Raw genomic sequence first — 16,203 nt, forward strand, 5'->3', positions numbered from 1 at the left:
TAGGGTGGGGCGGCATGACGTGGCTGATCACCGGCGGGGCCGGGTACATCGGGGCACATGTGGCGCGGGTCATGGCCGGGGCCGGGGAGCGTGTGGTCGCGCTCGACGACCTGTCGGCGGGGCGGGCGGCGCGGCTGCCCGAGGAGGTGCCGCTCGTCCGGGGCTCCTCACTCGACGCGGAGCTGCTTGAGCGGGTGCTGGCCGAGCACGAGGTGACCGGGGTGGTGCACCTCGCCGCGCGCAAGCAGGTCGCCGAGTCCGTGGCGCAGCCGACCCGCTACTACCAGGAGAACGTCGGCGGTCTCGCCACGCTGCTGGACGCGATGGCCGGGGCCGGGGTCCGGCGCCTGCTGTTCTCCTCCTCGGCGGCCGTCTACGGCAATCCGGACGTGGACCTCATCACCGAGGACACCCCGTGCGCCCCGGTGAACCCCTACGGCGAGACCAAGCTGGCCGGGGAGTGGCTGGTCCGGGCGGCGGGGCAGGCGCACGGCATCGCCACGGTGTGCCTGCGGTACTTCAACGTCGCCGGCGCGGCCGCCCCGGAGCTCGCCGACACCGGTGTCTTCAACATCGTCCCGATGGTGTTCGACCGCCTCACCCGCGACGAGGCCCCGCGGGTCTTCGGCGACGACTACCCGACGCCGGACGGCACCTGCGTACGTGACTACATCCACGTCGCCGACCTGGCGGACGCCCACCTGGCGGCGGCCCGGAGGCTGGCAGGGACGGACGGCGGCGGGGACCTGACCCTGAACATCGGCCGCGGTGAGGGCGTGTCGGTCCGGGAGCTGATCTCGGTCGTCGGCGAGGTCACCGGCGACCGGCGGCCGCCCGTCGTCGAGGCCCGCCGTCCGGGGGACGCGCCGCGCGCCGTCGCCTCCGCGGAGCGGGCCGCGGCGGAGCTGGGCTGGCGGGCCCGGCGCGGGGTGGCCGAGATGGTCTCCTCGGCCTGGCGGGGCTGGCGGCTGCACCACGGCGACTGACCGCCCCACCGCCCGATCGGCGGTTCGTTCACGCAGGTCAGGGCGGGGTCCGGGGCACATGACAACGGTGTTCAGTGCCGCGTTGCCCGGTACCCGCCGCCCGTAGTTGACTGTGGTCCCGGAACGCGTCTCAGGAGGGCGGAAGGTCAGATGGGGGCCGGTCACGACCACGGGCACGCGCACGGCGCGGCGGCCACCGGGACGGCGGCGGCCGCGCACCGCGGCACGCTGCGCGTCGCGCTGTCGATCACGCTCGCCGTGATGGTGGTGGAGATCATCGGCGGCGTGGCCGCGGACTCGCTCGCGCTCGTCGCGGACGCGGCCCACATGGCGACCGACGCCGTCGGCCTCGGCATGGCCCTGCTCGCCATCCACTTCGCCAACCGCCCGCCGAGCGGCAACCGCACCTTCGGCTACGCCCGTGCCGAGATCCTCGCCGCGCTCGCCAACTGCCTGCTCCTGCTCGGCGTCGGCGGCTACGTGCTCTACGAGGCCGTCCAGCGCTTCCTCACCCCGGCCGACACCCGGGGCGGTCTGATGATCGTCTTCGGTCTGATCGGCCTGGTCGCGAACTCCGTCTCACTGACGCTGCTGATGCGCGGCCAGAAGGAGAGCCTGAACGTGCGCGGCGCGTTCCTGGAGGTGGCCGCGGACGCCCTCGGCTCGCTGGCGGTGATGATCTCGGCGGCGGTGATCCTGCTCACCGGCTGGCAGGCCGCCGACCCGATCGCCTCCCTGCTCATCGGCGTCATGATCGTGCCTCGCACCGTCAAGCTGCTGCGCGAGACCCTGGACGTCCTGCTGGAGGCCGCGCCCAAGGACGTCGACATGGCCGAGGTGCGGGCGCACATCCTGGCCCTGGACGGGGTGGAGGACGTCCACGACCTGCACGCGTGGACGATCACCTCCGGGATGCCGGTGCTCTCCGCGCACGTCGTGGTGAGCACGGACGTGCTCAACGCCATCGGCCACGAGAAGATGCTGCACGAGCTCCAGGGCTGCCTGGGCGACCACTTCGACGTGGAGCACTGCACCTTCCAGCTGGAGCCGGGCGGCCACGCGGAGCACGAGGCGCGTCTGTGCCACTGAGGCGGCTCTGTGCGGCTGAGGCGGGCCTGTGCCACTGAGGGCGCCCGGCGCCGCGACCCGGCCCGGCGCGGACATGCGAGAGTGCCGGGAAGCGCCGGGAGTGCCGCTTTCGTACGGCAGACTTGGGGTTCGAGGACCGATGTGAAGGATGGGTATGTCGATCACACCTGCCACCGAGACGCACAGCTCGCCGAGCGGCACCACGGAAGCGATCCTGCTGGAACTGGTCGACGAGAACGGCGTGACGATCGGCACCGCGGAGAAGCTCGCCGCCCATCAGCCGCCCGGGCGGCTGCACCGCGCCTTCTCCGTGTTCCTCTTCGACGAGCGCGGCCGGCTGCTGCTCCAGCAGCGGGCGCTCGGCAAGTACCACTCCCCCGGCGTGTGGTCCAACACCTGCTGCGGCCACCCCTACCCCGGCGAGGCGCCCTTCGCGGCGGCGGCCCGGCGGACGTACGAGGAGCTCGGGATCTCCCCCTCGCTGCTCGCCGAGGCGGGCACGGTCCGCTACAACCACCCGGACCCGGACTCGGGCCTGGTGGAGCAGGAGTACAACCACCTGTTCGTGGGCATGGCGCAGTCCGCGCCGCGGCCGGACGAGGCGGAGGTCGGCGCGACGGCGTTCGTGACGCCCGCCGAGCTCGCGGAGCGGCACGCGCGGGACACCTTCTCCGCCTGGTTCATGACCGTGCTGGACGCGGCCCGCCCCGCGATCAGGGAGCTGACGGGCCCGTCGGCCGGCTGGTGAGGCGGTACGTCACCGTGGGGGCTTGAGCGGCAGGGCGGCCCAGATCACCTTGCCGCCGCTCGTGGTGTGCTCCATGTCGCAGACCCCGCCCGCCTCCCGGGCGATCTCCCGGACCAGCAGCAGCCCGCGCCCGCCGGTCCGGCCGTGGTCGGCCTCCAGGGCCGTCGGGCGGTAGGGATGGTTGTCCTCCACGGACACCCGTACCCACTCGGCGCCGACGGCGACCTCCACCGCGAGCATCGGCGACAGCAGCGCCGCGTGCCGTACGGCGTTGGTGACCAGCTCGGAGACGATCAGCAGCAGCCCGTGGACGAGGTCGTCCGAGACGGGCACCCCCTGACGCAGCAGCAGGTCCCGCACGGCGTGCCGGGCCTGCGGGACCGAGGCCTCGACGGCGGGAGCGGTGAACCGCCAGACACCCTCGTACGGCGCCGGATCCGGCGGCCGCTCCAGCGGGGGAACCCCCGCGCCGTCCGCTGGGCGCGGGCCGTACCCGCGCCCGTGGTCGCCCGTCGTCGGGTCGCCACCCTCGCGCTCGATTGTCGCCACACGTCGAGTGTTGGTAACGCACCCGTCCTACCTATAGGACTGAACACAAGTCAGCTGGTTTGAAGCGCTTTCTGACCGGCTGGGTATGACACGGTCACGTGTGGGACCGCTCCTGTCGCCCCCCGCGCCGCCTTCGCGAACTCTTCGGTTTGTACGGGCGGCCGCCGGGCGCCCGGGTTCGCGCCCCCGCGGGCGGCGCCGCGCCCGCCGAAACGGTCGCGTTCGGGCCGAGCCGGTCGCCCGGCGGCGTGTCGTACCTCTCCCCGGGCCCTTCTTGATCGAACGGCCGGTCCGGCGGATAGCATCCGGCGCATGGAGCCGCAGCTGCAGCACGAGGTCACCGACGGCGTCGCCACGGTCGTCATCGACCACCCGGCCAAGCGCAACGCCATGACGGCCGCGATGTGGCGGGCGCTGCCCCCGCTGCTGACGGCCCTCGCGGCCGATCCGGGCGTGCGCGCCCTGGTGCTGACCGGGGCCGGCGCGACGTTCTGCGCGGGCGCCGACATCTCCACGCTGCGCGGCTCCCCCGAGGAGGCGCAGCGCCTCGCGGTGCTGGCCGAGGAGGCGCTCGCGGCCTTCCCGAAGCCGACGCTGGCCGCGGTGCGCGGGCACTGCGTGGGCGGCGGCGCGCAGCTCGCGGCGGCCTGCGATCTGCGGTTCGCGGAGGCGGGTGCGCTGTTCGGGGTGACCCCGGCGAAGCTCGGGATCGTCTACCCGGCCTCCTCCACCCGCCGGCTGGTCTCCCTGGTCGGCCCGGCCACCGCCAAGTACCTGCTCTTCTCCGGCGAGCTGATCGACGCGGGGCGGGCGTTGCGCACCGGACTGGTCGACGAGGTACTCCCCGAGGGTGAACTCGGCGCGCGCGTCAAGGAGTTCACCCGCATCCTGGCCGCGCGCTCGCAACTGACCCAGGCCGCGGCGAAGGAGTTCGCGAACGGCCGCACGGACCGTGACGCCCACTGGGCCGCCCAGTCCCTCGACGGCACCGACACCGCGGAGGGCGTCACCGCGTTCCTGGAGCGCAGGCGACCGGTCTTCACCTGGACCGTTCCCGCGTCGGACTGAGACGCCCGCGCCCCGCCGAGGGACGCCCTGAGCCCCGGCTGTCGGTCCCGCCTGCCACAATTGCGGCGCAACCCGAAGTGAGAAGGCGGTACGGGATCGTGACGACACCCCTCGTAGGGTCCATCGAAGGCAGGATCGCCGAGGAGCTCGGCGTACGGGAGCGGCAGGTGAAGGCCGCCGTGGAGCTGCTCGACGGCGGTTCGACGGTGCCTTTCATCGCCCGCTACCGCAAGGAAGCGACCGAGATGCTCGACGACGCGCAGCTGCGCACGATCGAGGAGCGGCTGCGCTATCTGCGGGAGCTGGAGGACCGGCGGACGGCGATCCTGGAGTCGGTGCGCGAGCAGGGCAGGCTCACCGAGGAGGTCGAGGCGCGGATCCGGGGTGCCGAGACGAAGGCGCGCCTGGAGGACATCTACCTGCCGTTCAAGCCGAAGCGGCGGACGAAGGCGCAGATCGCCCGGGAGGCGGGCCTGGAGCCGCTGGCCGAGGGCCTGCTCGGCGACCCCTCCGTCGAGCCGCTCGCCGCGGCGGCGGCCTTCGTCGACGCCGGCAAGGGCGTCGCCGATCCGCAGGCCGCCCTGGACGGCGCCCGGGCGATCCTCACCGAGCGCTTCTCGGAGGACGCCGACCTGATCGGCGAGCTGCGCGAGCGCATGTGGGTGCGCGGACGGCTGGCCGCCAGGGTGCGGGAGGGCAAGGAGGAGGCGGGCGCCAAGTTCGCCGACTACTTCGACTTCGCGGAGCCGTTCACCGAGCTCCCCTCGCACCGGATCCTGGCGATGCTGCGCGGTGAGAAGGAGGACGTCCTCGACCTCGTCCTGGAGCCGGAGGAGCCGACGGACGGCCCTTCCTCGTACGAGGGAATCGTCGCCGCGAAGTTCCGCATCGCCGACCGCGGGCGCCCCGGGGACAAGTGGCTGACCGACACGGTCCGCTGGGCCTGGCGCACCCGCATCCTCGTCCACCTGGGCATCGACCTGCGCCTGAGGCTGCGCACGGCCGCCGAGGACGAGGCGGTGAACGTGTTCGCGGCGAACCTGCGCGACCTGCTGCTCGCCGCCCCGGCCGGCACCCGCGCCACGCTCGGTCTGGACCCCGGCTTCCGTACGGGCGTGAAGGTAGCCGTGGTCGACGCGACCGGCAAGGTCGTGGCCACCGACGTGATCCACCCGCACGTCCCGGCCAACCGGTGGGACGAGGCGATCGCCAAGCTGGCCCGGCTGGCGAAGGAGCACGCGGTCGATCTGGTCGCCATCGGCAACGGCACGGCGTCCCGGGAGACCGACAAGCTCGCCGGTGAGCTGATCACGAAGCACCCGGAGCTGAATCTCACCAAGGTCATGGTGTCCGAGGCGGGCGCGTCGGTGTACTCGGCGTCGGCCTACGCCTCCCAGGAGCTGCCGGACATGGACGTGTCGCTGCGCGGCGCGGTCTCCATCGCCCGCCGGCTCCAGGACCCGCTGGCCGAGCTGGTGAAGATCGACCCGAAGTCGATCGGCGTCGGCCAGTACCAGCACGACCTGTCCGAGGTGAAGCTGTCCCGCTCGCTGGACGCGGTGGTCGAGGACTGTGTGAACGGCGTTGGCGTGGACGTCAACACCGCGTCCGTGCCCCTGCTCGCCCGGGTGTCCGGCATCACCTCCGGCCTCGCCGAGAACATCGTGGCGCACCGCGACGCCAACGGGCCCTTCACGTCCCGTTCGCAGCTGAAGGGCGTCTCGCGGCTCGGCCCGAAGGCGTTCGAGCAGTGCGCGGGCTTCCTGCGGATCCGGGACGGCGAGGACCCGCTGGACTCCTCCAGCGTGCACCCCGAGGCGTACCCGGTCGTACGGCGGATGGTGAAGACCTCGGGCCAGGACGTGGCCTCCCTCGTCGGCAACACCGCGGTGCTGCGCTCGCTGCGGCCCGCCGACTTCGTGGACGACACCTTCGGTCTGCCGACGGTCTCCGACATCCTCGGGGAGCTGGAGAAGCCCGGGCGCGACCCACGGCCCGCGTTCAAGACGGCCACTTTCAAGGAGGGCGTGGAGAAGCTCTCCGACCTGTCCGCCGGGATGGTCCTGGAGGGCGTCGTCACCAACGTCGCCGCGTTCGGCGCCTTCGTGGACATCGGTGTCCACCAGGACGGCCTGGTGCACGTCTCCGCGATGTCGAAGACGTTCGTCAAGGACCCGCGTGACGTCGTGAAGCCGGGTGACATCGTCAAGGTGAAGGTCCTGGACGTGGACATCCCGCGCAAGCGGATCTCGCTGACCCTGCGTCTGGACGACGAGGCGGCGCAGCAGGACCGTCAGGGGCAGGACGGCGGGGGCGAGCGGCGCCGGCGCGGCGGTCGCCCCCCGCAGCAGCGCCAGGGCGGCCGGGGCGGCGGGGGCGGGGGCGGCGGCTCGCGTCAGCCGCGCCAGGCGCCCGCGCCCTCCAACAGCGCCATGGCCGACGCGCTGCGCCGCGCGGGGCTGCTCGACCCGAAGAACGGGCGGCGCTGACGCTACGGGCCCGGACTCTCCGCGTCGCGGGGGTCCGGGCCCGGTTCTCCGCCCCCGGCAGGCTTGAGCGGCGCCTGGCCTCCGTCCGCATGGGCTCCCCGCGGGCTCCCCGTCCGGGCGGGCTCTCCGCGGGATACCCGTCCGGGCAGAGCTTCCCGTCCGCACGGGCTCCCCGCGGACTCCCCGTGCGCACCGGCTCGGCGGGCCTCCGTCCGGGCGGGCTCACCCCCGCGAGGGGGCTCCGGGCACCCGCTCAAAGACCAGCCCGCGCGGGACGAGCGCTCAGCGCTCCGTCACCTTGCCGGCCGCCACCTCCAGGCGGCGGTTCACCCGGACCGCGTCGAGCATCCGCCTGTCGTGGGTGACCAGGAGCAGGGTGCCCTCGTAGGAGTCCAGGGCCGTTTCCAGCTGTTCGATGGCCGGCAGGTCGAGGTGGTTGGTGGGCTCGTCCAGGACCAGAAGGTTGACACCCCTGCCCTGGAGGAGGGCCAGGGCGGCCCGGGTGCGCTCGCCCGGGGAGAGGGTCGCCGCCGGGCGCAGGACGTGGTCCCTCTTCAGGCCGAACTTGGCGAGCAGCGTACGGACCTCGACCGGTTCGGTCTCCGGGACCGCCGCGCGGAAGGCGTCCAGCAGCGACTCGGAGCCGTGGAACAGCTCGCGTGCCTGGTCGACCTCGCCGACGAGCACGCCCGAGCCGAGCGCCGCGTGCCCGGCGTCCAGGGGGACCCGCCCCAGCAGGGCGGCCAGCAGGGTCGACTTGCCCGCGCCGTTGGCGCCGGTCACCGCGACCCGGTCCGCAAAGTCGACCTGCAGGGACACCGGGCCGAGCACGAAGCCGCCGCGCCGCACCTCGGCGTCGCGCAGCGTGGCGACGACCGCGCCGGAGCGCGGGGCGGCCGCGATCTCCATGCGCAGTTCCCACTCCTTGCGGGGTTCCTCGACGGCGTCGAGGCGTTCGATCATGCGCTGGGTCTGGCGGGCCTTGGCGGCCTGCTTCTCGCTGGCCTCGCTGCGGAACTTGCGGCCGATCTTGTCGTTGTCGTTGCCGGCCTTGCGGCGGGCGTTCTTCACGCCCTTGTCCATCCAGGAGCGCTGCACCTGGGCCCGTTCCTGGAGCGCCGCCTTCTTGTCGGCGTACTCCTCGTAGTCGTCGCGGGCGTGGCGGCGGGCCACCTCACGCTCCTCCAGGTAGGCCGCGTAGCCGCCGCCGTAGAGGTTCACCCGGCCCTGGGCGAGGTCGAGTTCGAGGACCTTGGTGACCGTACGGGTGAGGAACTCGCGGTCGTGGCTGACGACGACCGTCCCGGCGCGCAGGCCGGTCACGAACCGCTCCAGCCGTTCCAGGCCGTCCAGGTCGAGGTCGTTGGTGGGTTCGTCGAGCAGGAAGACGTCGTAACGGGACAGCAGCAGGGAGGCGAGGCCCGCGCGGGCCGCCTGCCCGCCGGACAGGGAGATCATCGGCTGATCCAGGTCGACGGCCAGGCCGAGGGAGTCGGTCACCTCCTCGGCGCGCTCGTCGAGGTCGGCGCCGCCGAGGCCGAGCCACCGCTCCAGGCTCGTCGCGTACGCGTCGTCGGCGCCGGGCGCGCCGTCGACGAGCGCCTGTGTGGCCTCGTCCATCACGCGCTGCGCCTCGGCGACCCCGGTGCGGCGTGCGAGGAACGCCCGCACGGTCTCGCCGGGCCTGCGCTCCGGCTCCTGCGGCAGATGCCCGACGGTCGCGGTCGGCGGGGACAGGCTGAGCTCGCCCTGCTCCGGGGCGGCGAGTCCGGCGAGCATCCGCAGCAGGGTGGACTTGCCCGCGCCGTTGGCGCCGACCAGCCCGATGACGTCCCCGGGGGCGACGACGAGGTCCAGTCCGGTGAACAGCGAGCGGTCGCCGTGACCGGCGGCGAGGTTCTTGGCGACGAGGGTGGCAGTCATCAGACCGCCGATCCTAACGGCCGTCGGAGGGGGGGTTCAGCGCCCCACCGGGACGACGAGCACGCTCCCCGGCGCCCGTGCCACCAGGAAGGCCTCTCCCTTCACGGCCCGGGCGTCCAGCGGGATGCGGTGGCGGCCCGGCTCCAGGAGCCCGTCGAAGACCTGCCGGGTGTGCGTGCGGTGGAGGCGGTCGAGGCGGTGGGCGGTGAGGCGGACCCGGCAGGAGGAGGTGACCTCCACCTCTGCCGTGCCGTCGGCGGAGGTCAGGCCGCGCAGGCGGCGCCGCTCCTCGGGGCCGCGGTCCAGGGCGTGTTCGATCTGGGCGACGAGCAGGGGGACGACCGGGGCGAGTCCGTCGACGAGAGCGGCCTCGGCTCCCGCGCGGGCGAAGGCGTCGCGTACGGCGGCTCGTTCGGCCGCGCCGACGGCCCGGCCGAAGGCGACGGCGCCGTACTGGCGCAGTTCCTCCGCGGGCACGCCGGCGACGTCGCGGGCGATGTCGGCGCCGATGCCCAGGGTGCGCAGGGCGGCGGCGAGCCGGGCGAGGACGGCGACCCGTGCCCCGATCAGCAGCACCCGGGGGCGGGGCGCCGGCGCGTCCCCGTCCAGGAGGGCGTACAGCGCCGCTCGGTAGGCGGCGCCGTGGAAGCGGAACGGGCCGATGCCCCGGTAGCCGTTGAGTTCCAGGTCGGCGTGGTCACCGGTCTGCCAGGCGAAGTCCCGCCAGACGTAGTCGTCGCCGGCCCTCTCGATGACCGCCGTGACCGCGCCGCAGGCCAGGTCCGCGCACTCGGGGCAGCCGTAGACGACGTACCGGCCGCCCGGCAGCGGTGCCTTCGCCTCCAGCAGCAGGGCGTGCACCTGGGCGGTGAAGATGGCGGGCGGGACGTCGGAGGCGAGCGGGGACACCGCGTCCAGGTCGCTGAGCCGGAACAGCAGGGGCCGTCCGTCCACGACGAAGTCCACGAAGTCCCGGTGGACCTGGTGGCCGCCGTCGGCGAGGACCTCTCCGGCACGCATCGCCGGGGCCAGGCCGAAGGTGGCGTACTCGGCAGACATGGGGTGAGTATTCCCGTCCCGCGGCCGATGCGAGCGCCGCGTGCCGCATTCCGCTACGGTCCCGGCGTGCGCGGTGAACCGAGTGGCGATGTCGTGGTGGTGGGCGGTGGGGTCGTCGGACTGACCACGGCCGTGGTGCTGGCCGAACGCGGCCGGCGGGTGCGGGTGTGGACGCGGGAGCCGGCCGAGCGGACCACCTCGGCGGTCGCGGGCGCCCTGTGGTGGCCCTACCGGATCGAGCCGGTGTCCCTCGCCGGGGACTGGGCGCTGGAATCCCTGGCGGTGTTCGAGGAGTTGGCGGCGCGGCCCGAGGAGACCGGGGTGCGCATGGTGGAGGGCGTGCACGGCGAGACCCGGCTGGACTCCCTGGGGCCGTGGGCGGCGCGGGTGCCGGGGCTGCGCGCGGCGCGTGCCGGGGAGTACCCGGGGACCGGGTTGTGGGCGCGGCTGCCGCTGATCGACATGCCGGCGCATCTGCCCTGGCTCAGGGAGCGGCTGCTCCGGGCCGGCGGCACCGTGGAGGAGCGCACCGTGCGCGACCTGACCGCGGTCGACGCCCCGGTCGTGGTGAACTGCACGGGTCTCGGCGCCCGGGACCTGGTGCCCGACGAGGGGGTGCGTCCTGTGCGCGGCCAGCTCGTCGTGGTGGAGAACCCGGGGATCACGACCTGGCTGACGTCGGTCGACCACGCCTCGTCCGCGACCACGTACTTCTTCCCGCAGCCGGGCGGGCTGGTCCTCGGCGGCACGGCCGAGGAGGACGTCTGGTCCCTGACGCCCGATCCGGCGGTGGCCGAGCGGATCGTCGCGCGGTGCGCGGCCTTCCGGCCGGAGATCGCCGGGGCGCGGGTGCTGGGGCACCGGGTGGGGCTGCGTCCGGCGCGGCACGCGGTGCGGCTGGAGCGGGTGCCGCTGCCGGGCGGGCGGGTGCTGGTGCACCACTACGGGCACGGCGGGGCCGGGGTCACGGTGGCCTGGGGGTGTGCGCGGCAGGCGGCCGGGCTGGTGGGCCCGGCCGCCTGAGCGCGTCAGTGCCCCGGGATCCGGTCGGCGGCGCCCGGCGCCCGGACTCCGGCCGACGCCCGGGGCGCGGAGAGGGCGGGGCCCGGTCCGGCCGTGGCGCGGGCGAACGCCGCCGCCCCGCCGACCAGGGGCACCCGCGCCCAGGTGCGCGCCAGGTCCAGGGTCAGGGTCGGGGTGGTGGAGGGGGGATCGATGAGGTCCTTGTCGGTCCCCGCGACGATCAGCGCCAGCCGGTGACCCCGGGGCACCACGTGGTCGGTGGCCGCGAGGTCGACCGTGATGGTGTACGCCCGGCCCGGGGTCAGCGGGACGCCCTTGCCGGCGTCGGCGTAGGTGCCGAGGTCGGCCCAGCCCCGGCTGAGGACGGTGCGGCCGACGGCCGCCGTCCTGGCCCCGGTCTCCTTGAAGCAGGCGCTGTCGCCCGCCGTGCTCGCGCCCCAGCAGGTGCGGTCGGTGAGCGTGGTGATGCCCTCGGCGGCGTCGGCGTAGTCCCGGATGGTGTCGGGGCCGAGGTCGACGAGGACGGCGGACAGGTGGGCCGTAGACGTGGTCGGAGTGGCGGTGACGGTGACCCGGGAGGAGCCGGACAGGCGCAGGTCGCGGGTGAGCGGCCGGCTGACGAACCCGGCCTTGTCCGGGGTCGGGGTGTCGATCTGGGCGGCCCAGTCGGTCTCGCCGCGCCGCGGGTCGTCGGTGAGGGTCTCGGTGCCCCGGCTCCGGCGCAGGCCGAGGGCGCCGACGCCCGCCCGCTCGCCGGGGGCGGGGCGCAGGGTGGCCGTCGCCGAGCCGCGCGGCGGCCAGCTCTTCGAGGTCTCCCACTGGTCGGGGTGGCGTTCGACGTCGGCCATGGGCGCGCGGTCGATGCCGTTGTCGTAGCCGAGGAGTTCGTGGTCGAACCAGCGGTGCAGGGTGTCGACCCAGGCTCCGCGCCGGAAGTCGAAGGGGTCGACGTGGCCGGTCTGGGAGAGCCAGATCTTGCGCTCGACGCCGTTGCGTGCGAGCGCGTCCCACCACTGGCCGAAGTTCTTGGTGCGGACGTTGAGGTCCTGCAGGCCGTGCACCAGGAAGACGCTCGCCCTGACCCTGTTCGCGTGCCGGACGTAGTCGCGCTCGGTCCACAGTGGCGTCCAGTCGCCGCTGCGCGGGGCCCCGTCGACGAGTTTCCGCTGCACGGCGGCGCACCGGGTACGGGCGTCGGGGCTGTCGACGTAGCCGGACAGCCAGTCGGGGCCGGAGTCGTAGAGGGGGGCGCCCTGGGCGAAGTAGTAGTCGTACCAGGAGGAGATGGCGCTGATCGGCACGATGGTCCGCAGGCCCTTGACGCCGGTGGCGGCGACGCCGTTGGCGATGGTGCCGTCCCAGCTCTTGCCGATCATGCCGGTCCGGCCGTTGGTCCAGTCCGCCCGGACGGTGGTGGAGCCGGTGCGGGTGGTGTAGGCGCGGGCGCGGCCGTTCAGCCAGTCGATCACGGCCTTGGCGGACCGGACGTCGGAGCGGCCGCCGACGTCGACGCAGCCGTCCGAGCGGTTGGTGCCGGCGAGGTCGACGCCGACGAACGCGTAGCCGCGGGGTACGAAGTAGTTGTCGTAGAACAGCGGCATCTGCACGACGTCGCCGTGTGCGTCGTAGGTCTTCTTCTGGCTCTCGTTGCCGCGCCCGCAGCAGGAGTAGTACGGGCTGGCGTCCATGATGACCGGGATCTTCCGGCCCTGCGTGGCGGGCTCCCTGGGCCGGACGATGTCGGCGGCGACCCGGTCGGTGCGTCCGTCGCCGTCCGAGTCGAGTCCGGTGTCCACCCAGACGGCCTCGCGGACGGCGTTCGCGTACGAGTAGACCGGCCGGCTCTCGCGCGGGGCGCCGTGGGCCGCCGCCGGGGTGAGGAGAGCGGCCGCGAGGACGGCGGTGGCCGTCACGGTGAGCGGTCTCCAGGTCGTGCAGCGCATGCGTGTCGGCATGTGCGGGACGTTACAGGCGGCAACTGCCCCGCAAAAGAGGGACACTGACGGGCCGTCGAGTCGACGGTGGCCGCGCGGGGCCGGTGGGAGCGCTCCGGCCCATGACGGCCGGATGGCGATCGTGTGACAGCGGCGGCCATGGACACGTACGGGGGCGCGGGGACTCAATAGGCTGCGAACGGACTGTGAACCCCTACCACTTGGAGTTCTCGTGCACCGTAGAACCATCGCTCCGGGAGCACTCGCGGCGGCCTCCCTGTTGCTGGCGATCCCGGCATCGGCCGCAAGCGGCTCCCCCGGCGCACCGGGCATCGGCGATCCCTACTACCCGAACTACGGCAACGGTGGATACGACGTCTCCCACTACGACCTCCGGCTGACCTACCGTCCCGCGACGGACGAGCTGGCGGGTACGGCGACGATCCAGGCGCGTACCACCCAGGCCCTGTCGCGGTTCGACCTGGACTTCCTGCTGGACGTGAGCGAGGTGCGGGTCAACGGCGCGAAGGCGGCCTTCACCCTCTCGGGGGAGCACGAGCTGGAGATCACCCCGAAGACCCCGCTGGCCGAGGGCGCGCCGGTCACGGTGGTCGTCCGCTACGGCGGAGTGCCGTCGGCGAAGAGCGCCTACGGGTTCACCACCTGGCACCGGACGCCCGACGGGGCGGTGGCGGCCGACGAGCCCGAGGCGGCCTGGTGGTGGTTCCCGAGCAACGACCACCCGAGCGACAAGGCCACCTACGACGTCTCGGTCGCGGTGCCGGACGGCACCCAGGCGCTGTCCAACGGGACGCTCCAGTCGACGAGTTCGAAGCTCGGCTGGACGCGGTACAACTGGCGGCAGAACAAGCCGCAGGCGACGTATCTGGCCACGCTCGCGGTCGGCCGGTTCGACATCACGACCGGCACGTCCGAGGGCGGGGTGCCGGTCGTCAACGCCTACAGCAAGGACCTCGGCGACAACGACGGGGCCGCGCGGGCGAGCGTGGAGCGCACCGGCGAGATCGTCGACTGGCTGAGCGGCTATTTCGGGCCGTATCCGTTCGGCTCCGCCGGCGGCTACGTCCCCAACACGACCACCGGGTACGCGCTGGAGACGCAGACCCGGGTGTACTACAGCCCGAGGCAGTTCGCGAGCGGCTCCAACACCTCGGTCGTCGTGCACGAGCTGGCGCACCAGTGGTACGGCGACGACGTCTCGATCGCGGGCTGGAAGGACATCTGGATCAACGAGGGCTTCGCCCGGTACGCGCAGTGGCTGTGGTCCGAGCACGAGGGCGAGGGCACCACGCGGGAACTCGCGGACTACGTGTACGCCTCCCACCCGGCCGACGACGCGTTCTGGACGGTGAAGCCGGGTGATCCGGGCCCGGACCACCAGTTCGACATCGCGGTCTACGACCGGGGAGCCCTCGCCGTCCAGGCGCTGCGCGAGGAGGTGGGCGACGACGCGTTCTTCGCCATCCTGAAGGGCTGGCCGAAGGAGCACGCGTACGGCAACGCGTCGGTGGCCGACTTCCGGCAGTACGCCGAGCGGGTGTCGGGCAAGCCGCTGGCGGCGCTGTTCGACACCTGGCTGTTCCAGCCGGCGAAGCCGGGCGCCCCGGCGGCCCGGGCGGCCTCCGTGGCGACGGCGCCGACGGCCGCGCCACAGCCGAGGTCGTGGAAGAAGATCGAGGCGACCGACGACGTGCACGCGCGGTGAACGACGGCCGGGCGGGGCGGCGGAACACCGCCGCCCCGCCCGGGGCCGTGACCGTGGCCCGCTACCTGGTGAGCTCCGAGAGCTCCTCGTCGGCCGCCCGCGCGACCCGGCGGCGGACGCCGAACCAGCCGGCGACCAGGAGGGCCGCGATCAGCGGGATGAGCAGCAGGGTCTTGCGGCCGACCTCGGTGTCGTTCCACATCAGGCCGAGGCAGACGAGCAGGAAGGCGATCGTCGCGATCTCCGTGACCGGGCTGCCGGGCAGCCGGAAGTACGGCCGGGTGACCCGGCCCTCCTTGGCCCGGCGGACGAAGACCAGGTGGCAGACCATGATGATCACCCAGGTGCTGACCACGCCGAGGGAGGCGACGTTCAGCACGATCTCGAAGGCCTGGCTGGGCACCAGGTAGTTCAGCCCCACGCCGAGTACGCACACCGCGCAGGTCAGCAGGATGCCGCCGTACGGGACCTGGCTGCGGCTCATGACGCGGGTGAACTTCGGGGCGGAGCCCGCCATGGCCATGGAGCGCAGGATGCGGCCGGTGGAGTACAGCCCGGAGTTCAGCGAGGACATGGCGGCGGTGAGGACCACCAGGTTCATCACGTCGCCGGCCGCGGGGACGCCGATCCTGGACAGGACCGTGACGAAGGGGCTCTCGTCGCCCGAGTAGACCGAGCCGGGCAGCAGCAGGGCGAGCAGGACGACCGAGCCGCAGTAGAACAGGCCCACCCGCCACATGATCGAGTTCACCGCGCGCGGGACGACCTTCTCCGGCTCGGCCGTCTCGCCCGCGGCGACGCCGACCAGCTCCAGCGCGGCGTAGGCGAAGATCACGCCCTGCATCACCAGGACGACCGGCATCATGCCGTGCGGGAAGATGCCGCCGTTGTCCGTGATCACGGACAGGCCCGGGGTCCGGCCGCCGACCTCGTGCTGCGTGGCCAGCAGGAACACGCCGATCAGCATGAAGCCGACCAGGGTGGCGACCTTGACGACCGAGAACCAGAACTCCATCTCGCCGAAGATCTTCACCGAGATCAGGTTCACGGCGAGGACGACAGCCAGGGCGATCAGCGCGAGCACCCACTGCGGGACGCTGGTGAACAGGCTCCAGTAGTGCGTGTAGAGCGCGATGGCGGTGATGTCGGCGATGCCGGTGGTCGACCAGTTGAGGAAGTACATCCAGCCGGCGACGTAGGCGCCCTTCTCGCCGAGGAACTCGCGCGCGTACGACACGAAGGACCCGGACGAGGGCCGGTACAGGACCAGCTCGCCGAGGGCGCGGACGACGAAGAAGGCGAAGACGCCGCAGACGAGGTAGGCCAGCGCGAGCGCCGGGCCCGCGGTCTGGAGGCGGCCGCCGGCACCGAGGAAGAGTCCGGTGCCGATGGCGCCGCCTATGGCGATCATGTTGACGTGGCGGTGCTTGAGATCCTTGCTGTATCCGGCGTCGCCCGCGTCGGCGGGCGTCCCGGTCGCCTGGGGGTGTGCGGCGACCTGTGCCGTGCGCGTGGAGTCCTTGCTCACGGGTGGTTCCACTCTCTGGTGCCCCGGGCGGTTGTGCGCCCGGTGTCCGTACAAGTCCAGGCCCGCACCACCCATGACGCG

At 73.3% G+C, this 16,203-nt stretch carries 12 protein-coding genes; 7 read left to right on the plus strand and 5 right to left on the minus strand.

Features of this window, described 5'->3' with window-relative positions; all coding sequences use genetic code 11:
- Window positions 1–14: 14 nt before the first annotated feature.
- The 3 genes from galE (at window position 15) to idi (ending at window position 2,823) form a co-directional block, all read left to right on the plus strand.
- A complete protein-coding gene (galE, locus tag ACIQ9G_RS14780) occupies window positions 15–986 on the plus strand; it encodes a UDP-glucose 4-epimerase GalE (RefSeq protein WP_403608875.1) in 972 nt (323 codons plus the stop codon).
- 150 nt (window positions 987–1,136) lie between these two features.
- Window positions 1,137–2,075 carry a cation diffusion facilitator family transporter gene (locus ACIQ9G_RS14785; protein ID WP_403608876.1) on the plus strand — a complete coding sequence of 313 codons (939 nt, stop codon included), beginning with the start codon at window positions 1,137–1,139 and terminating at the stop codon, window positions 2,073–2,075.
- A 154-nt stretch (window positions 2,076–2,229) separates the two neighbouring features.
- Window positions 2,230–2,823 (plus strand): isopentenyl-diphosphate Delta-isomerase, encoded by a 594-nt coding sequence (gene idi, locus ACIQ9G_RS14790; protein WP_403608878.1) that lies wholly within the window; start codon window positions 2,230–2,232, stop codon window positions 2,821–2,823.
- Between the two features lie 9 nt (window positions 2,824–2,832).
- On the opposite strand, the gene ACIQ9G_RS14795 is transcribed toward idi, so the two are convergent.
- Window positions 2,833–3,372: an ATP-binding protein gene (locus tag ACIQ9G_RS14795; RefSeq protein ID WP_403608879.1), complete on the minus strand. Its 540-nt coding sequence runs from the start codon at window positions 3,370–3,372 to the stop codon at window positions 2,833–2,835.
- A 312-nt stretch (window positions 3,373–3,684) separates the two neighbouring features.
- On the opposite strand from ACIQ9G_RS14795, the gene ACIQ9G_RS14800 reads away from it, so the two are divergent.
- Window positions 3,685–4,440, plus strand: a complete 756-nt coding sequence (locus ACIQ9G_RS14800) for an enoyl-CoA hydratase/isomerase family protein (RefSeq protein WP_403608880.1) — start codon at window positions 3,685–3,687, stop codon at window positions 4,438–4,440.
- 98 nt (window positions 4,441–4,538) lie between these two features.
- Window positions 4,539–6,929 (plus strand): Tex family protein, encoded by a 2,391-nt coding sequence (locus tag ACIQ9G_RS14805; protein ID WP_403608882.1) that lies wholly within the window; start codon window positions 4,539–4,541, stop codon window positions 6,927–6,929.
- 282 nt (window positions 6,930–7,211) lie between these two features.
- On the opposite strand, the gene ACIQ9G_RS14810 is transcribed toward ACIQ9G_RS14805, so the two are convergent.
- Entirely contained in the window at window positions 7,212–8,852 is a 1,641-nt protein-coding gene (locus ACIQ9G_RS14810; RefSeq protein WP_403608884.1) for an ABC-F family ATP-binding cassette domain-containing protein, read from the minus strand.
- 36 nt (window positions 8,853–8,888) lie between these two features.
- A complete protein-coding gene (locus tag ACIQ9G_RS14815; RefSeq protein ID WP_403608885.1) occupies window positions 8,889–9,911 on the minus strand; it encodes an oxidoreductase in 1,023 nt (340 codons plus the stop codon).
- A gap of 66 nt (window positions 9,912–9,977) precedes the next feature.
- Here ACIQ9G_RS14815 and ACIQ9G_RS14820 point away from each other — a divergent pair, with 66 nt between their 5' ends.
- Window positions 9,978–10,934, plus strand: a complete 957-nt coding sequence (locus ACIQ9G_RS14820; RefSeq protein WP_403608887.1) for an NAD(P)/FAD-dependent oxidoreductase — start codon at window positions 9,978–9,980, stop codon at window positions 10,932–10,934.
- Between the two features lie 5 nt (window positions 10,935–10,939).
- Here ACIQ9G_RS14820 and ACIQ9G_RS14825 read toward each other — a convergent pair whose 3' ends face one another.
- A complete protein-coding gene (locus ACIQ9G_RS14825) occupies window positions 10,940–12,889 on the minus strand; it encodes a Xaa-Pro dipeptidyl-peptidase (RefSeq protein ID WP_403608888.1) in 1,950 nt (649 codons plus the stop codon).
- A gap of 211 nt (window positions 12,890–13,100) precedes the next feature.
- On the opposite strand from ACIQ9G_RS14825, the gene ACIQ9G_RS14830 reads away from it, so the two are divergent.
- Window positions 13,101–14,594: a M1 family metallopeptidase gene (locus tag ACIQ9G_RS14830; RefSeq protein WP_403608889.1), complete on the plus strand. Its 1,494-nt coding sequence runs from the start codon at window positions 13,101–13,103 to the stop codon at window positions 14,592–14,594.
- A 61-nt stretch (window positions 14,595–14,655) separates the two neighbouring features.
- On the opposite strand, the gene ACIQ9G_RS14835 is transcribed toward ACIQ9G_RS14830, so the two are convergent.
- On the minus strand, window positions 14,656–16,122 hold the full coding sequence (locus ACIQ9G_RS14835; RefSeq protein WP_403608890.1) for an amino acid permease: 1,467 nt from the start codon (window positions 16,120–16,122) through the stop codon (window positions 14,656–14,658).
- Between the last annotated feature and the right edge of the window lie 81 nt (window positions 16,123–16,203).

The sequence above is a fragment of the Streptomyces sp. NPDC096152 genome, assembly GCF_044763235.1.
Taxonomy (GTDB): Bacteria; Actinomycetota; Actinomycetes; order Streptomycetales; family Streptomycetaceae; genus Streptomyces.

Coding starts and splice junctions, on each gene's coding strand:
- galE (WP_403608875.1), top strand. CDS start 15: ATGACGTGGCTGATCACCGGCGGGGCCGGGTACATCGGGGCACATGTG.
- ACIQ9G_RS14785 (WP_403608876.1), top strand. CDS start 1,137: ATGGGGGCCGGTCACGACCACGGGCACGCGCACGGCGCGGCGGCCACC.
- idi (WP_403608878.1), top strand. CDS start 2,230: ATGTCGATCACACCTGCCACCGAGACGCACAGCTCGCCGAGCGGCACC.
- ACIQ9G_RS14800 (WP_403608880.1), top strand. CDS start 3,685: ATGGAGCCGCAGCTGCAGCACGAGGTCACCGACGGCGTCGCCACGGTC.
- ACIQ9G_RS14810 (WP_403608884.1), bottom strand. CDS start 8,852: ATGACTGCCACCCTCGTCGCCAAGAACCTCGCCGCCGGTCACGGCGAC.
- ACIQ9G_RS14815 (WP_403608885.1), bottom strand. CDS start 9,911: ATGTCTGCCGAGTACGCCACCTTCGGCCTGGCCCCGGCGATGCGTGCC.
- ACIQ9G_RS14825 (WP_403608888.1), bottom strand. CDS start 12,889: ATGCCGACACGCATGCGCTGCACGACCTGGAGACCGCTCACCGTGACG.